This window comes from Phytohabitans aurantiacus, from assembly GCF_027923225.1.
GTDB classification, from domain to species: domain Bacteria; phylum Actinomycetota; class Actinomycetes; order Mycobacteriales; family Micromonosporaceae; genus Phytohabitans; species Phytohabitans aurantiacus.
In genome coordinates this window covers 64,515-82,357 of the sequence record NZ_BSDI01000032.1, presented here as the reverse complement: position 1 = coordinate 82,357, position 17,843 = coordinate 64,515, and the positions used below count along the sequence as shown (strand labels likewise).

Annotated in this window: 16 protein-coding genes and 1 pseudogene; 8 read left to right on the top strand and 9 right to left on the bottom strand. The window is 69.9% G+C overall.

Going from position 1 to position 17,843, the window contains the following annotated elements; all coding sequences use genetic code 11:
- The first annotated feature begins 306 nt into the window (after nucleotides 1–306).
- The gene (locus tag QMG73_RS28245) at nucleotides 307–891 is read left to right on the top strand and encodes a hypothetical protein (RefSeq protein ID WP_281900620.1); all 585 of its coding nucleotides are present in this window, start codon (nucleotides 307–309) and stop codon (nucleotides 889–891) included.
- On the top strand, nucleotides 891–4,004 hold the full coding sequence (locus tag QMG73_RS28240; protein ID WP_281900619.1) for a helicase HerA domain-containing protein: 3,114 nt from the start codon (nucleotides 891–893) through the stop codon (nucleotides 4,002–4,004). The genes QMG73_RS28245 and QMG73_RS28240 overlap by 1 nt, the downstream gene beginning before the upstream one ends.
- A gap of 18 nt (nucleotides 4,005–4,022) precedes the next feature.
- Here QMG73_RS28240 and QMG73_RS28235 read toward each other — a convergent pair whose 3' ends face one another.
- Genes QMG73_RS28235 through QMG73_RS28210 form a run of 6 tightly spaced genes read right to left on the bottom strand, consistent with a single transcriptional unit; the run spans nucleotide 4,023 to nucleotide 8,921 of the window.
- A complete protein-coding gene (locus tag QMG73_RS28235; protein WP_281900617.1) occupies nucleotides 4,023–4,793 on the bottom strand; it encodes an NAD-dependent epimerase/dehydratase family protein in 771 nt (256 codons plus the stop codon).
- Nucleotides 4,794–5,672: a GTPase Era gene (era, locus tag QMG73_RS28230; protein ID WP_281900615.1), complete on the bottom strand. Its 879-nt coding sequence runs from the start codon at nucleotides 5,670–5,672 to the stop codon at nucleotides 4,794–4,796.
- Nucleotides 5,669–6,028: a cytidine deaminase gene (locus QMG73_RS28225; RefSeq protein ID WP_281900613.1), complete on the bottom strand. Its 360-nt coding sequence runs from the start codon at nucleotides 6,026–6,028 to the stop codon at nucleotides 5,669–5,671. The genes era and QMG73_RS28225 overlap by 4 nt, the downstream gene beginning before the upstream one ends.
- Nucleotides 6,021–7,367 carry a hemolysin family protein gene (locus QMG73_RS28220; protein WP_309299534.1) on the bottom strand — a complete coding sequence of 449 codons (1,347 nt, stop codon included), beginning with the start codon at nucleotides 7,365–7,367 and terminating at the stop codon, nucleotides 6,021–6,023. Before QMG73_RS28220 ends, QMG73_RS28225 begins: the two co-directional genes overlap by 8 nt.
- Before the next feature lie 2 nt (nucleotides 7,368–7,369).
- Nucleotides 7,370–7,834 carry an rRNA maturation RNase YbeY gene (gene ybeY / locus QMG73_RS28215; RefSeq protein ID WP_281900611.1) on the bottom strand — a complete coding sequence of 155 codons (465 nt, stop codon included), beginning with the start codon at nucleotides 7,832–7,834 and terminating at the stop codon, nucleotides 7,370–7,372.
- A gap of 40 nt (nucleotides 7,835–7,874) precedes the next feature.
- On the bottom strand, nucleotides 7,875–8,921 hold the full coding sequence (locus QMG73_RS28210) for a PhoH family protein (protein WP_281900610.1): 1,047 nt from the start codon (nucleotides 8,919–8,921) through the stop codon (nucleotides 7,875–7,877).
- Nucleotides 8,922–9,201: 280 nt separating this feature from the next.
- Here QMG73_RS28210 and QMG73_RS46480 point away from each other — a divergent pair, with 280 nt between their 5' ends.
- The gene (locus QMG73_RS46480; RefSeq protein WP_407676871.1) at nucleotides 9,202–9,519 is read left to right on the top strand and encodes a DUF3311 domain-containing protein; all 318 of its coding nucleotides are present in this window, start codon (nucleotides 9,202–9,204) and stop codon (nucleotides 9,517–9,519) included.
- A 4-nt stretch (nucleotides 9,520–9,523) separates the two neighbouring features.
- Nucleotides 9,524–11,206 carry a monocarboxylate uptake permease MctP gene (gene mctP, locus QMG73_RS28200; protein WP_281900609.1) on the top strand — a complete coding sequence of 561 codons (1,683 nt, stop codon included), beginning with the start codon at nucleotides 9,524–9,526 and terminating at the stop codon, nucleotides 11,204–11,206.
- Nucleotides 11,207–11,259: 53 nt separating this feature from the next.
- Here the strand turns inward: mctP and QMG73_RS28195 are convergent, their stop codons facing one another.
- The 3 genes and pseudogenes from QMG73_RS28195 to QMG73_RS28185 form a co-directional block, all read right to left on the bottom strand.
- Nucleotides 11,260–12,600, bottom strand: coding sequence for a serine hydrolase domain-containing protein (locus QMG73_RS28195; RefSeq protein WP_281900608.1), 1,341 nt, complete (start codon nucleotides 12,598–12,600; stop codon nucleotides 11,260–11,262).
- Nucleotides 12,597–12,941 carry a histidine triad nucleotide-binding protein gene (locus QMG73_RS28190; RefSeq protein ID WP_281900866.1) on the bottom strand — a complete coding sequence of 115 codons (345 nt, stop codon included), beginning with the start codon at nucleotides 12,939–12,941 and terminating at the stop codon, nucleotides 12,597–12,599. The genes QMG73_RS28195 and QMG73_RS28190 overlap by 4 nt, the downstream gene beginning before the upstream one ends.
- Before the next feature lie 27 nt (nucleotides 12,942–12,968).
- Nucleotides 12,969–13,283: pseudogene (locus QMG73_RS28185) on the bottom strand (SDR family oxidoreductase); the annotation flags it as partial.
- Nucleotides 13,284–13,357: 74 nt separating this feature from the next.
- Here QMG73_RS28185 and QMG73_RS28180 point away from each other — a divergent pair.
- The 4 genes from QMG73_RS28180 (at nucleotide 13,358) to QMG73_RS28165 (ending at nucleotide 17,843) form a co-directional block, all read left to right on the top strand.
- Nucleotides 13,358–13,774 carry a MarR family winged helix-turn-helix transcriptional regulator gene (locus QMG73_RS28180; RefSeq protein WP_281900606.1) on the top strand — a complete coding sequence of 139 codons (417 nt, stop codon included), beginning with the start codon at nucleotides 13,358–13,360 and terminating at the stop codon, nucleotides 13,772–13,774.
- Between the two features lie 114 nt (nucleotides 13,775–13,888).
- The gene (locus tag QMG73_RS28175; protein ID WP_281900604.1) at nucleotides 13,889–14,662 is read left to right on the top strand and encodes a S1 family peptidase; all 774 of its coding nucleotides are present in this window, start codon (nucleotides 13,889–13,891) and stop codon (nucleotides 14,660–14,662) included.
- A 66-nt stretch (nucleotides 14,663–14,728) separates the two neighbouring features.
- Nucleotides 14,729–15,463: an SDR family NAD(P)-dependent oxidoreductase gene (locus QMG73_RS28170; RefSeq protein ID WP_281900602.1), complete on the top strand. Its 735-nt coding sequence runs from the start codon at nucleotides 14,729–14,731 to the stop codon at nucleotides 15,461–15,463.
- Nucleotides 15,464–15,482: 19 nt separating this feature from the next.
- Nucleotides 15,483–17,843: a beta-glucosidase gene (locus QMG73_RS28165; RefSeq protein ID WP_281900600.1), complete on the top strand. Its 2,361-nt coding sequence runs from the start codon at nucleotides 15,483–15,485 to the stop codon at nucleotides 17,841–17,843.

Here is a 17,843-nt window from a genome sequence, read left to right as displayed (position 1 = left end):
GGCGTCACCTCCACTCCGGCCCGCATAGCCGGTCGCAATCGTGCACGTAACCTTGATCGTGGGCAATACCCCATTTCAAGATCCCCTTTTCGAGTACGTGGACACGCGTACTAATATCGCGTTCTTGCTGGGCGTAATAAGATCCGCGAGCGGGGCCGCTGTCAGATATATGAAATCCCACAGTGGACCTTGCGACATCACCGTCGGCGTCGGCAGAATCAGGCCCGTCGCACAGCCAAGCGGAGGAGCGCCGGCATGTCGGACATAGACCTGACATTGGTACAGCGGTATGCATTGTTGGTCCTCATGGCCGAAGCCCGCGAAGTCCCAAACGCCCACCTGGAAAAGGTTCGCGGGCTCGCCCTGAAGAAGAAGGAGCACCGCGATCCGCTCCAAAAAGCGGGACTCATCAATGTGCGGCAGGCGCGCAGGGGCGGCCCCGTTTCCATCGAGTTGACCGACAAAGGCTGGCGGCGCGCGATCGACGAATTCGGAAAGCCCGTTCCTCAACGCGCGGGCTCGGCCGGTGCCGCGCTCTACGCCATGCTGGAGAAGGTCGGGCAGTTCCTCGACCGGTCCGGCACGGCCGCCGCTGACTTTTTCACGACGCCCGCCGAGGTCGACGTCGAGCCCGATCTCGAGGCGCGCATCCGTAAGGCGTACGGCGAGTTGGCACCGCGCGCCGGCGAATGGATCACCCTCGACAAGCTCCGCCGGTCGCTCGGTTCCCTGCCCCGGGCCGAGGTCGACAACGCCCTCATGCGCCTCCACGGCGCGCCCGACGTGCGACTGGTGCCCGAGTCCAACCAGAAGGTCCTCACCGACGCCGAGCGCGCGGCCGCAATCAGCATCGGCAACCAGGACAAGCACCTCATCGCTATCGGTGTCTGATGGACGAGTCAGAGCGGATGGCGCTCACGGCGCTCCGGTTCAACTGGGCGCCGACGCCGGATGACGTGTGGCGATCGTCCCCACACCACGTGGACGGGCTGCACCGCGACGTGACCCGGACGGTCATGGAGAGCGTCGCGGAGGCGCGCGACAGCACCGAGTCCAGCCCGGTTGGCGTCGTGGTGCTCGGCCAGCGCGGCGCCGGCAAGACCCACCTGCTCGGCTCGGTCCGCGAGCGGGTCCAAGCCGACGGCGGCTACTTCTTCCTCGTCAGCGTGATGGAGGCGAGCGCGTTCTGGGGCAGCCTGGCACTGTCCATGTTGGACGGGTTTTCCCGGGAGCCGGCCGGCGACGAAAGCCAGCTCCGGGTCTTCCTCCGCCGGCTCGCCGACCGGATCGACGCACCGCGCGCCGTCCGTCGTGCGATGACCGGCGAGAGTGAGACGCCACTCTCCCGCCCAGCGCTCGACGCCGTGATAGACCTCCTGCGCAAGGCCGATCGCCAGGTCGGCACCGAGTGCCAGGACACCGCTCGCGCCCTGGTGCTGTACGCGTCGAAGAGTGCCAGCCACGAAAACATCGGCTACGACTTCCTCTGCTCCAACGATGAGGTGGAGCCCGGCGAGCGGGCACGCTGGGGAATGCGAAGGAGCAAACGCTCGGCTCAGGAGATCGTGCGCGACATCTCCCGTTTGCTGGCGCTCACGGGGCCGACCGTGGTGGCGGTGGATCAGATCGATGTCCTCGTGGCGCAGTCGGCCAAGAGCACGGCGGGTGACGTACGCGAGGAGTGGCGCACCGCGCTCCTGCTGGAACAGATCGCCGGTGGTCTGATGCAGCTCCGCGACACCACGCGCCGGACCCTTTCGGTCGTCAGCTGCCTTCCAGTCACCTGGGAGCAGATCAAGACTCAGGTCACCGACACCGTGCAAGACAGGTTCCGAGAAGCGGTTCACCTCGCGGACATCCCGTCCGCGGAGATCGGCCGCGAGCTGATCGAGAAGCGGTTCGCCGCGAAGTTCGACGAGGTTGGCTTCACACCGCCGTATCCGAGTTGGCCCGTGTCGCCGGATGCTTTCAAGGACGCGCGTCAGTTCACGCCGCGCGAATTGCTACGCGTGGTCGACTCGCACATGCGAGCCTGCGTCGCCACCGGCGAGGTTCGGGAGATGGTCAGCCTCCTCCAGAAGCCCGTGGAGGCGGCGGGTCCGCCCCGTCAGGACGCCGTCTCGCAGCCGACCGCCGCGTTCGAGGAGTACGACACCCGCTTCGCCGTGCTGATCGCCGAGGCCGATCCGGCTCCCGCACTCGACGAGCGCTCCGAAGACACCGTGCTGCCGGCGCTCCTCGAAGCCGGTCTCACCGCATGGATCGCGGAACGGGGTGACGCGCGCGACGCCTACTGGAACGACCCGCAGCCCGGTGGCAAGCCGGCACTGCACGCCCGCCTCCGGCGTACGTTCGGCGACGAAACCGAAGACGAGGAGCACTGGGCGTTCCGAGCGATCGCCGCCAAGCATCACATTTCAGCGCTCAACCGCATCCGCAACGCCGTCCGGGCGGCGGGGCTTACCGAGGGCGTCACGCGGCGCAAGCTCTTCCTCCTCCGCAACCCGGAGTACTCGCAGGGCGCTCGCACGCAGGAGGTGCTCCGGGCCTTCGAGAAGGCGGGCGGCAGGCAGCTGCGCTTCGGCGACCGCGACATCGCCATCCTGCTGGCGCTGCAGGGCATGATCAAGCGGTACGGGTACGAGACGCTGCAACCCTGGTTCGCGTCCCGGCAGCCGACCCGGGAGGTCGAGTTCCTCAGCGCGGCGCTTACCGAAGCCCCGGCGCCTATCGACGTCGACGTGCCGGAAGCGGGTCCGAAGGCGCCCGACCACGACGAGCGGCGGATCACCCTGGGATTCGACACCGACTACGCCAGCCCCGTCAGCGTCGACCTGGAAGCGCTCCGGCGCCACACCGCCATCTTCGCCGGCTCCGGTTCCGGCAAGACAGTGCTGATCCGGCGGCTGGTCGAGGAGTGCGCGTTGCGCGGTGTCTCCGCGATCGTGCTCGACCCCAACAACGACCTGGCGCGCCTCGGTGAGGCGTGGCCGGCGCCGCCTGAGGGCTGGGACGCGACCGAGATCGCCCGCGCCGAGGAGTACCTGCGTACCACCGAGGTCGTAATCTGGACCCCGCGGCGGGAAAGCGGCCGCCCGCTAGCCTTCCGGCCCCTGCCCGACTTCGCCGGCATCCTCGACGACCGCGACGCGTTCGGCGCGGCGGTCGACGCGGCCACCGCCTCGCTCGCGCCCCGGGCCAAGGCCGACGGCTCGACCGCGAAGGCGGCCAAGAGCCAGGCCGTCCTGCGCGAGGCACTCGGGTACTACGCCCGCACCGGCGCCAGCGACCTGGGCGACTTCGTCGACCTGCTCAACGACCTGCCCGACGGAGTGAGCGCGCTCGACGGTGCCGGCAAGATGGCGGCGGAGATGGCCCAGCTGCTGAAGGCGACCATGGTCAACGATCCGCTCTTCGGCGGCAGCGGCACGCCGGTCGACCCCGGAGTGTTGCTGACACCCAGCTCGGGGCGGCGTGCCCGCGTCTCGGTGATCAGCCTCATCGGCCTTCCCGACGACGAGCAGCGGCAGAGCTTCGTCAACCAGCTCCAGCTCGCGCTCTTCGCCTGGATCAAGCAGCACCCGGCCGGCGACCGCCCTCTCGGCGGCCTGCTCGTCATGGACGAGGCCCAGACGCTCGCCCCGTCCGGCGCGATGACCGCCTGCACCCAGAGCACGCTCGCGCTCGCATCGCAGGCGCGCAAGTACGGGCTCGGGCTGATCTTCGCCACCCAGGCGCCGAAGGGCCTGCACAACCGGGTCACCGGCAACGCCGCCACCCAACTGTTCGGCCTGCTCAACCACCCGACGCAGATCGGCGCGGCGCGAGAGCTGGCACGCGCGAAGGGCAGCGACATCTCCGACGTCGGCCGGCTGGGCACGGGCCAGTTCTACGCGGCGATCGAAGGGGCCGAGTTCCAGAAGCTGCAGGCGCCGCTCTGCCTCAGCCACCACCCCAAGAGCCCACTCACCGCCGAAGAGATCATCGAACGGGCCCGCGCCTAACGCGGCGGGGCGGGGGCGTTAGAGGGGGTCGCCTAAGGGGTGGTCGCAGAAGAAGCCGCCGAGCCGATCGCCGTCGACCGGGTTCAGCGACGCGGCGTACGCCTCCGCGTCGTCTCGCGGGTGGTAGCCGATCTCCTCGCCCTCGGCCAGCGACAGCCAGCGGCGGGTGTTCCGGCTGATCCCCCACACCACCCGGTAACCGGTGCGGTCGGTGGCCAGGCACGCCTCGACCAGGCGGGCGCAGTCGTCCGGGGAGAGCCACACGTCGAGCAGGTCACCCAGCGGCCGGGCGAAGCAGGCACCGAGCCGCAGCGCGAACACTCTCATGCCGAACCGGTCGGCGTACAGGCTGCCGAGCGACTCCACCGCCGCCTTGCTCCAGCCGTAGTACGTGTCTGGCCGGGCCGGCACGCTCGCCGGCAGCACGTCACTTCGCGGGTAGAAACCCGCGGCGTGGATGGTCGAAGCCAGCAACACGCGGCGGACGCCGGCTTCGCGCGCGGCTTCGAGCACCGCGCGGGTGCCATCCACGTTGAGTCGCTGCAGGTCCGCCCAGCTCCGCTCCACCGGGTACGCCGCCAGGTGCAGCACCGCGTCGACATTGGCGACCGCCCGCGCGAGCGTCTCAGCGTCGGTCAGGTCGCCTTCGATCAGCGTCTCGCCGGGAGTGGCCGGCTCCTGGGGTGCCAGGTCGAGCAGGCGCAGCTCGCGGCCGGGGCGGGCCAGCCGGGGCCGGAGCAGGCGGCCGACGCGACCGGCCGAGCCGGTGACGAGTAGCCGCCCGCCCATTTAGAAGCCCAGCTTGCGAAGCTGCTTCGGATCGCGCTGCCAGTCTTTGGCCACCCGGACGTGCAGGTCGAGGTACACCTTGCCGCCGATCAGCCCCTCGATCTCGTGGCGGGCACGGGTGCCGACCTCTTTGAGCCGGCTGGCCCTCGCACCGATCACGATCGCCTTTTGGCTCTGCCGCTCCACGTACACGTCGGCGTAGATCTTGGTGAGCGCGCCCTCGCGCATCATCTCCTCGACCACGACGGCGATCGAGTGCGGCAGCTCGTCGCGGACGCCCTCGAGCGCCGCCTCGCGGATCAGCTCGGCGATCAGCACCTGCTCGGGCTCGTCGGTGAGCATGTCGTCGGGGTAGAGCTGCGGTGACTCGGGCAGGTACCCGGAGATCACGTCGATCAGCGTCTCCACCTGGTACCCCGAAACGGCGCTGACCGGCACCACCTCGGCGAACTCGCCCAGCTCGCTGACCGCGACGAGCTGCTCGGCGAGCCGCTTCTTGTCGACCAGGTCGGCCTTGGTGACCACGGCGAGCACGGACGCCTTGAGCTCGGCAAGCTCGCCGGTGATGAACCGGTCGCCCCGGCCGATCGCCTCGTCGGCCGGGATGCACAGGCCGATCACGTCGACCTCGCTCCAGGTCGACCGCACGAGGTCGTTGAGGCGCTCGCCGAGCAGCGTGCGCGGGCGGTGCAGGCCGGGGGTGTCGACGAGTACGACCTGTGCCTCGGGGCGGTGCAGCACCCCCCGGATGACGTGCCGGGTCGTCTGCGGCTTGTTTGACGTGATGGCGATCTTCTGCCCGATGATCGCGTTCATCAGCGTCGACTTGCCGGCGTTCGGCCGCCCGACGAAGCAGGCAAACCCCGCCCGGTACGTCACGAAGTCACCGTGCCGAGGATGGTGCCGCTGGGGGCCACCACGTGGATGGGCGCCTCGGCGGCCAGGTCGCGCACGGCGGCGTGACCGGCACCGTCGAGAGTGGACGCCTCGGTCACCACGGCCGCGGCCTCGAGCCGGGTCGCACCGGCGGCCACGGCGGACGCCACGGCGAGCTGGAGCGCGGTGAGCGTGAGCGAGGGCAGCGCCACGTTCGCCGCCGCGTACGTGCGCCCGTCCTGGTCGCGCACGGCGGCGCCCTCGACGGCGCCTATCCGGGCCCGCGCGCCGCGGGCGAGCGTGACCAGCTTGGCGTCTTCCGCCTCCAGCGCGGCGGGCGCAGCAGTGGGCTCAGGCATCTGCGGGTTGCCTCTCCTGTTCGGGTACTTCGGCCGGGACCTCGACATCGAGGTCGCGGCGGACGAGGACGGAGTCGATGTGGTTGCGCCTGCCCGTGGTGCCTTCGGCGACGAGCCGCAGCCCGCCCACCGTAGCCTCCGCGCCCGGGATCGGTACGCGGCCCAGGGCCTGTGCGAGCAGACCTCCCACGGTCTCGACCTCGTCGGCGGGCAGCTCGACGTCGAACAGCTCGCCGAGGTCTTCGACGGGCAGGCGGGCGGTGACGCGGACCGCGCCGTCGCCGAGCCGCTCGACCGGCGGGCGCTCCACGTCGTACTCGTCGGTGATCTCGCCGACGATCTCCTCCAGGATGTCTTCGATCGTGACAAGTCCGCCCGTGCCGCCGTACTCGTCGACGACGATCACCAGGTGCGTGCGGGCGGCCTGCATCTCGGAGAGCAGGTCGTCGACCGGCTTGGACTCGGGAACGAAGGTCGCCTCGCGCATCAGGTCGGCGACCGCCATCGCCTCGGCCGCCGGGTCACCGCTCTGGGTGCGGCGCACCACGTCCTTCAGGTACAGGATGCCGAGCACGTCGTCGACGCTCTCCCCTATCACCGGGATGCGCGAGAAGCCGGAGCGCATGAAGAGCACGAGCGCCTGCCGCAGCGACTTGTGCGACTCGATCCACACCATCTCGGTACGCGGCACCATGACCTCGCGCGCGATGGTCTCGCCCAGCGCGAACACCGAGTGGATCATCTGCCGCTCGCCGTGCTCCACCACGCCGCGCTGCTCGGCGAGGTCGACCAGCTCGCGCAGCTCCACCTGGGTGGCGAACGGGCCCTCCCGGAAGCCGCGGCCGGGTGTCACCGCGTTGCCGATCAGGATCAGCAGTGACGCGAGCGGACCGAGCGCGCGGCCCAGCCAGCGCACCAGCGGGGCGGTGGCGCGCCCGACGGCGTACGCGTGCTGGCGCCCGATCGTGCGCGGGCCGACTCCGACGACGACGAAGCTGACCACCGTCATCGCGCCCGCCGTGACCAGCGCGGCGGTCCAGCCGGCGTCGAACGTGTCGACCGCCACCAGCGCGACCAGCGTGGTGGCGGTCAGCTCGCAGAGCAACCGCAGCAGGAGCAGCAGGTTGAGGTGCCGGACGACGTCGGACGCCACGATCTGGAGGGCACGCGCTCCGCGTACACCTTCTCTGGCCAGCTCGGCGGCGCGCGCGTGCGAGACGGCGCCGAGCGCGGCGTCGGTCATCGCGAAGATGCCCGCGAGAACGACCAGCCCGGCGGCGGCCAGCAGGAGCTGGATGTCTGGTAAGCCACCCGCCGCGGCGGCCTCCGCAAGAATCATTGTCAGGCCCGGCTGGCCCGCCAGCTGGACAGCAGACGAGCCTGCAGCGCGAACATCTCCCGCTCCTCCTCCGGCTCGGCGTGGTCATAGCCGAGCAGGTGCAGGGCGCCGTGGACGGTCAGCAGGTGCAGCTCGTCGGCCGCGGAGTGACCGGCGGTGGCCGCCTGCTTGGCCGCCACCTCCGGGCACAACACGATGTCGCCGAGCAGGGCCGGCTCACCGGAACCGGCCTCACCTGGGCCGTGGTCGACGCTGCCCTCGTCCATAGGGAACGCGAGCACATCGGTCGGGCCGTCGCTGCCCATCCAGCGATGGTTCAGCTCGGTCATGTATTCGATGTCGACAAGCAACACGGACAGCTCGGCGAGCGGGTTGACACCCATCTCGTCGAGGGTGTGCCTGGCGACGGCCAGCACCGCGTCGGTGTCGACGCTGATGCCGGACTCGTTGGCGATCTCGATGGACAACGCGCTTTTCTCCCGGTTTACGGCTTTTCCACGGATCGAATCAGCGACGCCGGCCCGCGCGCGCGGTGCGTCCGGGCACGGCGTGCACGCCCTGGCCACTCGACTCGCGCTCGGCGTCCCACCGGGCGTACGCGTCGACAATGTCGCTGACCAGCCGGTGGCGCACCACGTCAGAGCTGGAGAGCTGCGCGAAGTGGACGTCTTCGACGCCCTCCAGGATGTCACGGACGACCTTGAGCCCGCTGGTGGTGCCGCCCGGCAAGTCGACCTGGGTGACATCGCCGGTCACGACGATCCTGGAGCCGAAGCCGAGCCGGGTCAGGAACATCTTCATCTGCTCGGGCGTGGTGTTCTGCGCCTCGTCGAGAATGATGAACGCGTCGTTGAGCGTGCGACCACGCATGTACGCCAGGGGCGCGACCTCGATCGTGCCCGCCTGCATCAGCCGCGGGATCGACTCGGGGTCGAGCATGTCGTGCAGCGCGTCGTACAGCGGCCGCAGGTACGGGTCGATCTTCTCGTACAGCGTGCCGGGCAGAAAGCCGAGCCGCTCCCCGGCCTCGACCGCCGGCCGGGTCAGGATGATCCGGTTGACCTGCTTGGCCTGGAGCGCCTGCACGGCCTTGGCCATCGCGAGGTACGTCTTGCCGGTACCCGCCGGGCCGATGCCGAACACGATGGTGTGCCCGTCGATCGCGTCGACGTAGCGCTTCTGCCCCAGCGTCTTCGGCCGGATGGTGCGGCCGCGCCGGGACAGGATGTTGAGCGTGAGAACCTCGGCGGGCCGCTCGGACGTGCCCTGCTCGAGCATGCCGACGGTACGCCGCACAGCGTCGGTGGTCAGTGTCTCGCCCTTCTCGATCAGCTCGAGCAACTCGGTGAACAGGCGCTCGGCCAGCGCGTTGTCGGCCGGCACTCCGGTAATGGTGATCTCGTTGCCGCGGACGTGGACATCGCTTCGCAGGGACCGCTCGACGAGCCGAAGGATCTCATCCCCGGCGCCGAGCAGGTTCACCATGATCTGCGAGTCAGGAACCGTGATCTTGGTCTGCACGCGGGTCTGCCCGGTGGGGGATGCTGTCGTCATAGGTCTGGCCCGTGGGCCAATGCCACCCGCTTCCATCTCTGTGCACGGCTGGATCGCGTGCTGCTGAAGTACCCCTTATCTTATCGGCTTAACGCCGTCACTACCGCGCCCATTTCCGCTCGGACGGATGTTTGGTGACGGACGGCGACCGAAATGTTTTCAGAACGTTCGGTGGATACCACCTCCACCAAACGGTGGATTCGCGATCTCGGACGCTTTTCCAGTATCACGAGCGGTGACCTGCGTCACTCCTGGACAAATCACTCTTACGGAGGCACTTGTGGCCGAGCAGCGCCGTACCCCCGGAGCCGCGCCGGGCCACCCGTGGCCGCCGAACCGCCCCGGGCAGTGGCCACCCCACAAGCCGGAATACCAGGCGAGCCGGCCTACACCGGTCCGCCCGCAGCGCCGTGCCGACTCAAGCCCGTGGCACTGGCTGCTTCTTATTCCGATCGTCGTGCCGCTCCTGACGCCGCTCTACAACCGGATCGAGCCGACGCTGCTGGGGCTGCCGTTCTTCTACTGGTGCCAGCTCGCGTTCGCCCTCCTAGCCTCGGTGATCATCGCGATCGTGCACGTCGCCACCAAAGACAAGTAGGGACATGCCCACATTCGCCGACCACCAGGTCGAGTTTTGGATCTTCGCGTTCATGTTTGGTCTGGTGACCGTCATGGGCTTCTGGGCCGCCCGATGGCGCCGCCCAGACAACATCCACACGCTCGAGGAGTGGGGACTCGGCGGCCGCGCCTTCGGCAACTGGGTCACCTTCTTCCTCCTCAGCGGCGACGTCTACACCGCCTACACGTTCGTGGCGGTGCCCACGCTGGTCTTCGGCGTCGGCGCCTCCGGCTTCTTCCCGATGCCGTTCCTGGTGATCGTGTACCCGATGCTCTTCGTGGTACTGGCCCGCTTCTGGTCGGTGTGCCACGTGCACGGGTTCGTGACGCCGGCGGAGTTCGTCCGGGCCCGGTTCGGCTCCCGGACGCTCGCGCTCGGCGTCGCCGTGACCGGCATCCTGGCCACGATGCCGTACATCGCGCTGCAGCTCATCGGCATCGAGGCGGTGTTCAAGGTGATGGGGCTGCCGGAGGGGTGGCCGCTCACCGCCGCGTTCATCGTCCTCGCGCTGTACACGTTCAACTCCGGCCTGCGGGCGCCGGCGCTGATCTCGATCGTCAAGGACTCGCTGGTGCTGTGGACGGTGCTGGCGGCGTTCCTGATCGTGGCCTCGCACTCCGGCGGCTGGGAGACGGTCTTCCGGGTCGCGGAGACGAAGTACGCCACGTCGGAGAGCACGACCGACGGGCTCCTGCTGGCCTCCAGCAGCCAGCTCAACTACGTCACGCTGGCCATCGGATCGGCGGTCGCGCTGTTCCTGTACCCGCACACGCTGACCGGCGTGCTCGCCTCCCGCAACCGGGCCACGCTGCGCCGCAACCTGTCGGTACTGCCCCTGTACACGCTGACGCTCGGCGTGCTGATGCTGGTCGGTTTCGCGGCGATCCTCAGCGACATCCAGCCGATCGGCGGTGACCGCAACACGGTCGTGCCGCTGTGGTTCGACGCGAACTTCCCGGACTGGAGTGCGGGGCTGGCGTTCGCCGCGATCGGGGTGGGCGCGATGGTGCCCGCCGCCATCATGTCGATCGCCGCGGCGAACCTCTTCACCCGCGACATCTACAAGGAGTTCATCCGCCCGCAGGCTACCCCCGCCGAGGAGACCCTGGTCAGCAAGATCACCTCGCTGGCCATGAAGTTCGGCGCGGTGATCTGCATCCTGATGCTCAACACCCAGTTCGCCATCGACCTCCAGCTCATCGGCGGCGTCTTCGTCATGCAGACGCTGCCGGCGGTCGCCATCGGGCTCTTCACCGCCTGGCTGCACCGGTGGGCGCTGGTCGCGGGCATCATCGGCGGGCTCACCACGGGCCTCGTGATGCTGTACCAGATCCCGCAGCGCGGCGCCGACGGCAACATCGTCCGGGAACACTTCGGCGGGTCCGCGTGGCCGCTGAGCAACGTGGGCTTCGACACCCGCAGCACGATCTACGTGGGTGTGGTGGCGCTGGCGGCCAACCTGGTGGTGGCCGCGCTCGCGACGCCGCTGCTGCGGGCGCTCGGGGTACCGGACGGGCGTGACCGCACCCGCGAGCACGACTACGTGGCCGACGAGGGCGACCCGACGCTGCGCCGGATGACCGAGCTGATCGACGGAGAGACCGCCCACGAGCAGGCCTCCCAGTCCCTGTTCACCCCGACAGGCGGCGGCCGCCACACCCTCTAACCCGTGATCAGGGCGTCCCTCAAGTCGTTAGGACGACTTGAGGGACGCCCTGATCACGCTGAGGGGGAGAAACCCTCGAAGGTCTCCTGGACGCGGGTGAAGCGGTACGTCGACCAGTGCATGCGCTCCACCACGCCGGCACCGTTCCGGGTCAGCCGCAGCAGTTCGCCCGCCTCCCGCCCGGAGGCGGTGCGCAGCACATCCGGCTGGCCCGGCTCCGGCGCGAACACCGCCGGTGGCTTGCCAGCGGGGTCGTCCGCGCCGCGCCCGCGCAGCGCACCGTCCCGCCAGAAGAAGACGTACTCGAACCCCTCGCTCCACCAGCGGCCCAGCACCGACCGGTACTCCTCGGGCACCGGCTCGCCGGGCGTCCACGGTGCGATGTCCGCCGGGTCGTCTTCGGCGGCGGTCGCGAGCAGCTGGTGCGGCAGCTCGAAGATCTTGGCGGCGGTGCCCGACGAACCGAGCGCCGCGGCACCCATCGCGGCCGCCGTGCCCTCGCCGCCCCGCCGCCCGTACACGCCGGCGATGAAGCCGGGCATCGCACCGTCGTGCCCGACGTGCGTGACCCGGTCTCCCTGCGGGACCAGGATCAGGCCCAGCCCGAACCCGGCCATCCACAGCGCCTCGTCGGTCGTGGTCAGCGGCCAGCGCATCTCGTCGAGCGTCGCCGGGCGCAGCACCGCGGCGTCGGGATCGAGCGCCGCCGGGTCGGCCAGGAACGCCGCCCAGCGCGCCATGTCGGACGCGGTGCTCCAGAGCTGGGAGGCCGGCCCGATGCCGCCCGCGTCGAGCGGCGGCTCCGGCCTTGCGTGATCCGAGTACGCGTCGACGAGGTACCCGGTCACCGCCCGCTCGGTCGGCGCGACAGTGGTGCCGGTCAGGCCCAGCGGGCGCAGCACGCGGTCGGCGAGTACCTCGGCCCAGGTGCCGCCGCGCAGCCGCCCGACGAGGTGCCCGAGCAGCGACAGCCCGAGGTTGGAGTAGTGGTACCGGCGGCCGGGCGGCAGCACCCGCTCGACGCGATCGAGCTCGGCGAGCATCTGCGCCGCGTCGGGCGCGATGAGGGTGTCCCACACGTCGCCGTGGGGCTCGCGCTGGATGCCGGAGGTGTGCGACAGCAGCCGCCGTATCGTCAGATCGCCCTGCGCCGGCACGTCGAGGTGCCGCCCGATCGGGTCATCGAGGTCGAGCAGGCCCTCGTCGCGGCACTGCATGACCAGTACCGATGTGAAGGTCTTGGTGACCGACCCGATCCGGAACTGGCTGTCTGGCTCGGCCGCACCGATCTGGACCTGCCACAACGGACGGTCGGCGCGGTGCAGCGCGACGGACAGCGCGGGCACCCGCGCCTCGGCCTGTACCTTCCGGGCAAGCCGCTCAGCCTTGATCATGTAGCGAGCATAGGACCCAGAGGTTCGCCGCCCAACACGTGCGCGTGGACGTGGGAGACCTCCTGCCCGGCGTACTCGCCGGTGTTGAAGATCACCCGAAAGCCGTCAGCCACGAGACCCTCGTGCTCGGCCACGATGGCGACTGTCTCCAGCACGTCGCTGGCCAGCTTGGCGTCGGCCTGCGCGAGCGTCGCGACGTCGGCGTAGTGCTCCTTCGGGATCACCAGGATGTGCGAAACCGCCTTGGGCATGATGTCACGGAAGGCCAGCGTGGTGTCTGTTTCGCGAACCAGGGTCGCCGGGATCTCGCCCGACACGATCCGGCAGAAGAGGCAGTCCATCGTCACGAAGCTCATCGTATGCTCCGGCCCGGACACGAGGTTGGTACTCACGCACACCAGCCTGGGCACTCCCGCGTCGCGCGCGGCCTCGGCCAGTCCGGTGGTGGCGTAGTCGTCGAGCGCGGCGGCGAGGTGCACGATCGCGTCGACCCCCGTCACGGCCAGCTTCACCGCGTCGGTGTCGCACAGGTCGCCGACGATGACCTCGGCGCCACGGTTCCACCAGGCGGCGGCCTGGTCCTCGGTCTGTACCAGCACCCGGATCGGCTGCCGGTGCGCTAGTTGCTGGCCGGCGTAGCGGCTGCCCACGCGGCCGGTGGCGCCGGTGATGAGAGTACGCATGTCTCCCCCGAGTTATCATTAGCCGTACAACGACTTACGTTAGCCGGCTAACGATCTCTCGACAAGGTGGTTTTGTGAGCGCCGACTTCCAGCCCGCGTTCTGGGCCGCCAAGCGCGCCGTGATGACCGCCGCCGAAGAGGCGTACAGCCGGCATGGCGTCCGAGCCGGCCAGCAGTTCATCCTGCATCAGCTCTGGAAGGAAGACGGCCTCACGCCGGGCGAGCTGGCCCGCCGGCTCGAACTCTCGGTGCCGACGGTCACCCGCACCGCCACCCGGATGGAAAACGCCGGCATCCTGCGCCGCGAGCCGCACCCGACCGACGCGCGCCTGGTCCGGCTTCGCCTCACCGAGCGCGGTTGGGAACTGAAAGACATCATCGCAAAAGAGGCCGCGACCCTCAGCGAGCGCGCCCTGGCCACACTGGACAGTGCCGAACGCGAGCAGTTCGTGCGATTCCTTCACGAGGTGCGCGTCAACCTCAGCCGCTGATATGACGCACTTGGGATGCCATTGACTCATTGCCATCCCTGAATCGCAATCCGTACGCTCCCCGCAATAGCGCGCCCACAAGGCGCGTGAATCAACACTGGGGAGGGGTCAGAAATGCTTCGCAGACTTGCCGCCGCCGCGATGGCCGCGGCCGCCGTGGGCACAATGGCGCTGACGGCACCGGCCTCCGCCGACATCGGGCCGTACATCGTGGGTGGTACTCGGGCCGCGCAGGGCGAGTTCCCGTTCATGGTGCGGCTGTCGATGGGCTGTGGCGGCGCGCTCTACAGCTCGCGGCTCGTGCTCACGGCCGCGCACTGCGTGGGCGGCACCGGCACGAACACGAGCATCACCGCCACGCTCGGCGTCGTCGACCTGCAGTCGACGACGGGCCGCATCCAGGTGCGGTCCAACTACGTGTACCGGGCACCGGGTTACAACGGAAGCGGCAAGGACTGGGCGCTGATCCGCCTGGCCAGCCCCGTCACCACTCTCGCCACCCTGCCGATCGCGACGAACACCGCGAACAACAGCGGGACGTTCACGATCGCCGGGTGGGGCGCCGCGCGTGAAAACGGCGCGCAGCAGCGGTACCTGCTGAAGGCCCAGGTGCCGTTCGTCAGCGACAGCAGCTGCAACTCGTCGTACGGCGGCGACCTCATCCCGAACGAGGAGATCTGCGCCGGGTACGCGTCGGGGGGCACCGACACGTGTCAGGGCGACTCCGGCGGCCCGATGTTCCGGCGTAATGCCAGCAACGCCTGGGTTCAGGTGGGCATCACGAGTTGGGGCTACGGCTGCGCGCGGGCCGGGTACCCCGGCGTCTACACCGAGGTGAGCACCTTCGCCTCGGCGATCGCCTCGGCCGCCGCGTCCCTCGGCGGCTGACCCGGTGCGGTCACGGGGCGTTCCCTTCCCCCGGGGGATCGCCCCGTGATCGTGGATGATGGTCCGGTGACGAGAAGATCAGTGCTGGTGACAGGCGCGACCCGGGGCATCGGGCGCGCGGTGGCGATCGCGTTCGCCGAGAGCGGCGACCGCGTCGCCATCCACCACCGGGGGTCCGCGCCGCTCCCCTCGCTCCCCGGCGATGGCCACGTCGCGGTACTGGCGGACCTCACGGACCCGGACGCGGTACGCGCCATGGTCGACGAGGCGGCGGAGCGGCTCGACGGGCTCGACGTACTGGTCAACAACGCGGGCGTCTACACACCGCACCCGGTGCTGGAAACCTCGTACGAGCAATGGCAGCACGAGTGGCGCCGCACCCTCGACACCAACCTGATCGGCGCCGCCAACACCATCTGGTGCGCCGCTCGACACATGCGCGAACGCGGCGGCCGCATCGTCAACGTCTCGTCGCGGGGCGCCTTTCGGGGCGAGCCGGGCCAGGCCGCGTACGGTGCCAGCAAAGCCGGGCTGAACTCGCTCACCCAGTCGATGGCGGTCGCCCTTGCCCCGTACGGCATCGCGGTGGCCGCCGTCGCACCCGGCTACGTCGAGACCGACATGACCAACGCGCACCTCAAATCCGAACGCGGCGCGGACATCCGGGCGCAGAGCCCCTTCAACCGGGTGGCCGCCGCCAGCGAGATCGCCGCCGCCGTGCACTGGCTCGCCTCACCGGCCGCCGAATGGGCATCGGGCACCATCATCGACCTCAACGGAGCCTCGTACCTGCGGACGTGATCGGTTGTAGGGTCGGTTGATGTCAGACATCGAAGCGGCGCTCGCCGCGCTCGACCTGGAAACCAAGGTCAAGCTCCTGTCCGGCAAGGACTTCTGGACGCTTCCGGCGGTGCCGGAGATCGGTCTGCGTTCGCTCGTGATGTCTGATGGCCCCATCGGGGTACGCGGCATCGGCTGGACGCCGGACGACCCGTCGATCGCGCTGCCGAGCCCGACCGCGCTCGCCGCCACCTGGGATCCCGACCTGGCCCGCACGGCAGGACGCCTGCTCGGCCAGGAGGCCCGGCGCAAAGGCGTGCACGTGCTCCTCGCGCCCACCGTCAACCTGCACCGCAGCCCGCTCGGCGGGCGGCACTTCGAGTGCTACTCCGAAGACCCGTTGCTGACCGCCCGGATCGGCATCCAGTACGTGCTCGGCGTGCAGGACCAAGGCGTCGGCACCACCGTCAAACACTTCGTGTGCAACGACTCCGAGACCGACCGGTTCACTGTGGACGTACGGGTCGGCGAGCGGGCGCTGCGCGAGCTGTACCTGGCGCCGTTCGAGGCGATCGTCGAGGCCGGCGCCTGGGGCGTCATGGCGGCTTACAACAGCGTCAACGGCACCACGATGACCGAGCACGACACGTTGCAGAACGGCGTACTCAAGGGCGAGTGGGGCTTCGACGGCTTCATCGTCTCCGACTGGACCGCCGCCCGCACCACCGAAGCCAGCGCGTCCGGTGGCCTCGACGTGGTCATGCCGGCCTTTGGTGACCCCTGGGGCTACGAGCTGGTCGCGGCGGTACGCGCCGGCACCGTCCCGGAAGAGGTGATCGACGACAAGGTACGCCGGGTGCTGCGGCTCGCCGCCCGGGTGGGCGCGCTCGGTTCCCCCACCGAACCAGCACTGTCCTCTTTGGATGGTGCGGCGGTGGCCCGCGAGATCGCCACGAGGTCGTTCGTGCTGGCCCGCAACGAGGGCGACCTGCTGCCTCTGGAGAACGCCGGTCGGGTGGCGGTGTCCGGTGCGCTCGCCGTGGACGCCCGCGTACAGGGTGGCGGCAGCGCGCAGGTGTACCCGCCGTACGTCGTGTCACCCCTCGACGGGCTCACCGCCGCCCTCCCCGGCACCGCCGTGTCGTACTCGATCGGCGCCGACCCCCGCCGGAGAGTGCCGGCGGCGACCGCTCCGCAGTGGAGCGACATCGTCGCGACGCTGCGTTCGGAGGACGGCCGCGAGCTGTACCGCACACCCCTCCACACCGCGACGGTGCGATGGATGGGCGACCTGCCGCCCGGCGTCGACCCGTACGAGCTGGCCACGATCGAGCTGACCGCGCGCCTCACCCCGGCGGCGGACGGCATGCACCAGCTCGCGATCGTCGGGTTCGGCGAGTTCACGCTCAGCGCCGCAGACACCGTGCTCTTCGAAGGCCCGGTGTTCCGCGAAGACGACCCGGCGCTGGTGTTCCTGTCATCGGAGGAGCGGCGATTCCCGGTCGAGCTCACCGCCGGCGCGCCCGTCGAGGTGACCCTGACCCAGCGGGTCGGCATGCCAGGCTTCGTATCGTTCACCCTCGGTCACGCCCCGCCGACCGGTACCCCGGAGGAGCTGCTCGACGAGGCGGCCCGCGCCGCCGCCGATGCCGACGTGGCCGTGGTCGTCGTGGGCACCACCGAGGAGGTCGAGTCGGAGGGCTTCGACCGCCAGACGCTCGCACTCCCCGGCCGCCAGGACGAACTCGTCTCCCGCGTCGCGGCCGCCAACCCGCGCACCGTCGTCGTGGTCAACGCCGGCTCGCCGGTACTGATGCCGTGGGCCGACGAGGTGGCGGCGATCCTGCTGACCTGGTTCCCTGGGCAGGAGGCGGGAGCCGCCTTGGCCGACGTCCTGCTTGGCGTCGCCGAGCCGGGCGGGCGGCTGCCCACCACCTGGCCCCGCCACGTGTCAGACCTCCCGGTCCTCTCGACCGAGCCCGTCGACGGCGCACTCCCGTACGACGAGGGCGTCTTCGTGGGGTACCGCGGGTGGCGGGCCGAGCCGCTCTTCCCGTTCGGGCACGGGCTGGGCTACACGACGTGGGCGTACGAGTCACTGTCCATCGAGGACGGCGACGCCGTCGTGGTGGTCCGCAACACGGGCAAGCGCCCGGGTCGCGAGGTCGTACAGGTCTACGTGGCCCCCGAACCCCTCGACCCCAACCGCCCGGACCGCTGGCTGGCCGGCTTCGCGGCAGCGACGGCCGCTCCAGGCGACACCGCTACGGTGCGCATCCCGTTGCCGGCTCGCACCTTCCAGATCTGGCAGGACGGCTGGCAGACCGTCCCGGGCGAGTACCGGGTAGAAGCCTCCCACTCCCTGACAACCCCTCACCTAACAGCGAGGATCTCCCCCTAA

What these genes read in the sequence shown, in the direction of transcription:
- QMG73_RS28235 (WP_281900617.1), bottom strand. Translation starts at nt 4,793, where the DNA reads ATGGGCGGGCGGCTACTCGTCACCGGCTCGGCCGGTCGCGTCGGCCGC.
- QMG73_RS28240 (WP_281900619.1), top strand. Translation starts at nt 891, where the DNA reads ATGGACGAGTCAGAGCGGATGGCGCTCACGGCGCTCCGGTTCAACTGG.
- QMG73_RS28190 (WP_281900866.1), bottom strand. Translation starts at nt 12,941, where the DNA reads ATGGACTGCCTCTTCTGCCGGATCGTGTCGGGCGAGATCCCGGCGACC.
- QMG73_RS28195 (WP_281900608.1), bottom strand. Translation starts at nt 12,600, where the DNA reads ATGATCAAGGCTGAGCGGCTTGCCCGGAAGGTACAGGCCGAGGCGCGG.
- QMG73_RS28225 (WP_281900613.1), bottom strand. Translation starts at nt 6,028, where the DNA reads ATGCCTGAGCCCACTGCTGCGCCCGCCGCGCTGGAGGCGGAAGACGCC.
- QMG73_RS28165 (WP_281900600.1), top strand. Translation starts at nt 15,483, where the DNA reads ATGTCAGACATCGAAGCGGCGCTCGCCGCGCTCGACCTGGAAACCAAG.
- mctP (WP_281900609.1), top strand. Translation starts at nt 9,524, where the DNA reads ATGCCCACATTCGCCGACCACCAGGTCGAGTTTTGGATCTTCGCGTTC.
- QMG73_RS28210 (WP_281900610.1), bottom strand. Translation starts at nt 8,921, where the DNA reads ATGACGACAGCATCCCCCACCGGGCAGACCCGCGTGCAGACCAAGATC.
- QMG73_RS28175 (WP_281900604.1), top strand. Translation starts at nt 13,889, where the DNA reads ATGCTTCGCAGACTTGCCGCCGCCGCGATGGCCGCGGCCGCCGTGGGC.
- QMG73_RS28245 (WP_281900620.1), top strand. Translation starts at nt 307, where the DNA reads ATGGCCGAAGCCCGCGAAGTCCCAAACGCCCACCTGGAAAAGGTTCGC.
- QMG73_RS28220 (WP_309299534.1), bottom strand. Translation starts at nt 7,367, where the DNA reads ATGATTCTTGCGGAGGCCGCCGCGGCGGGTGGCTTACCAGACATCCAG.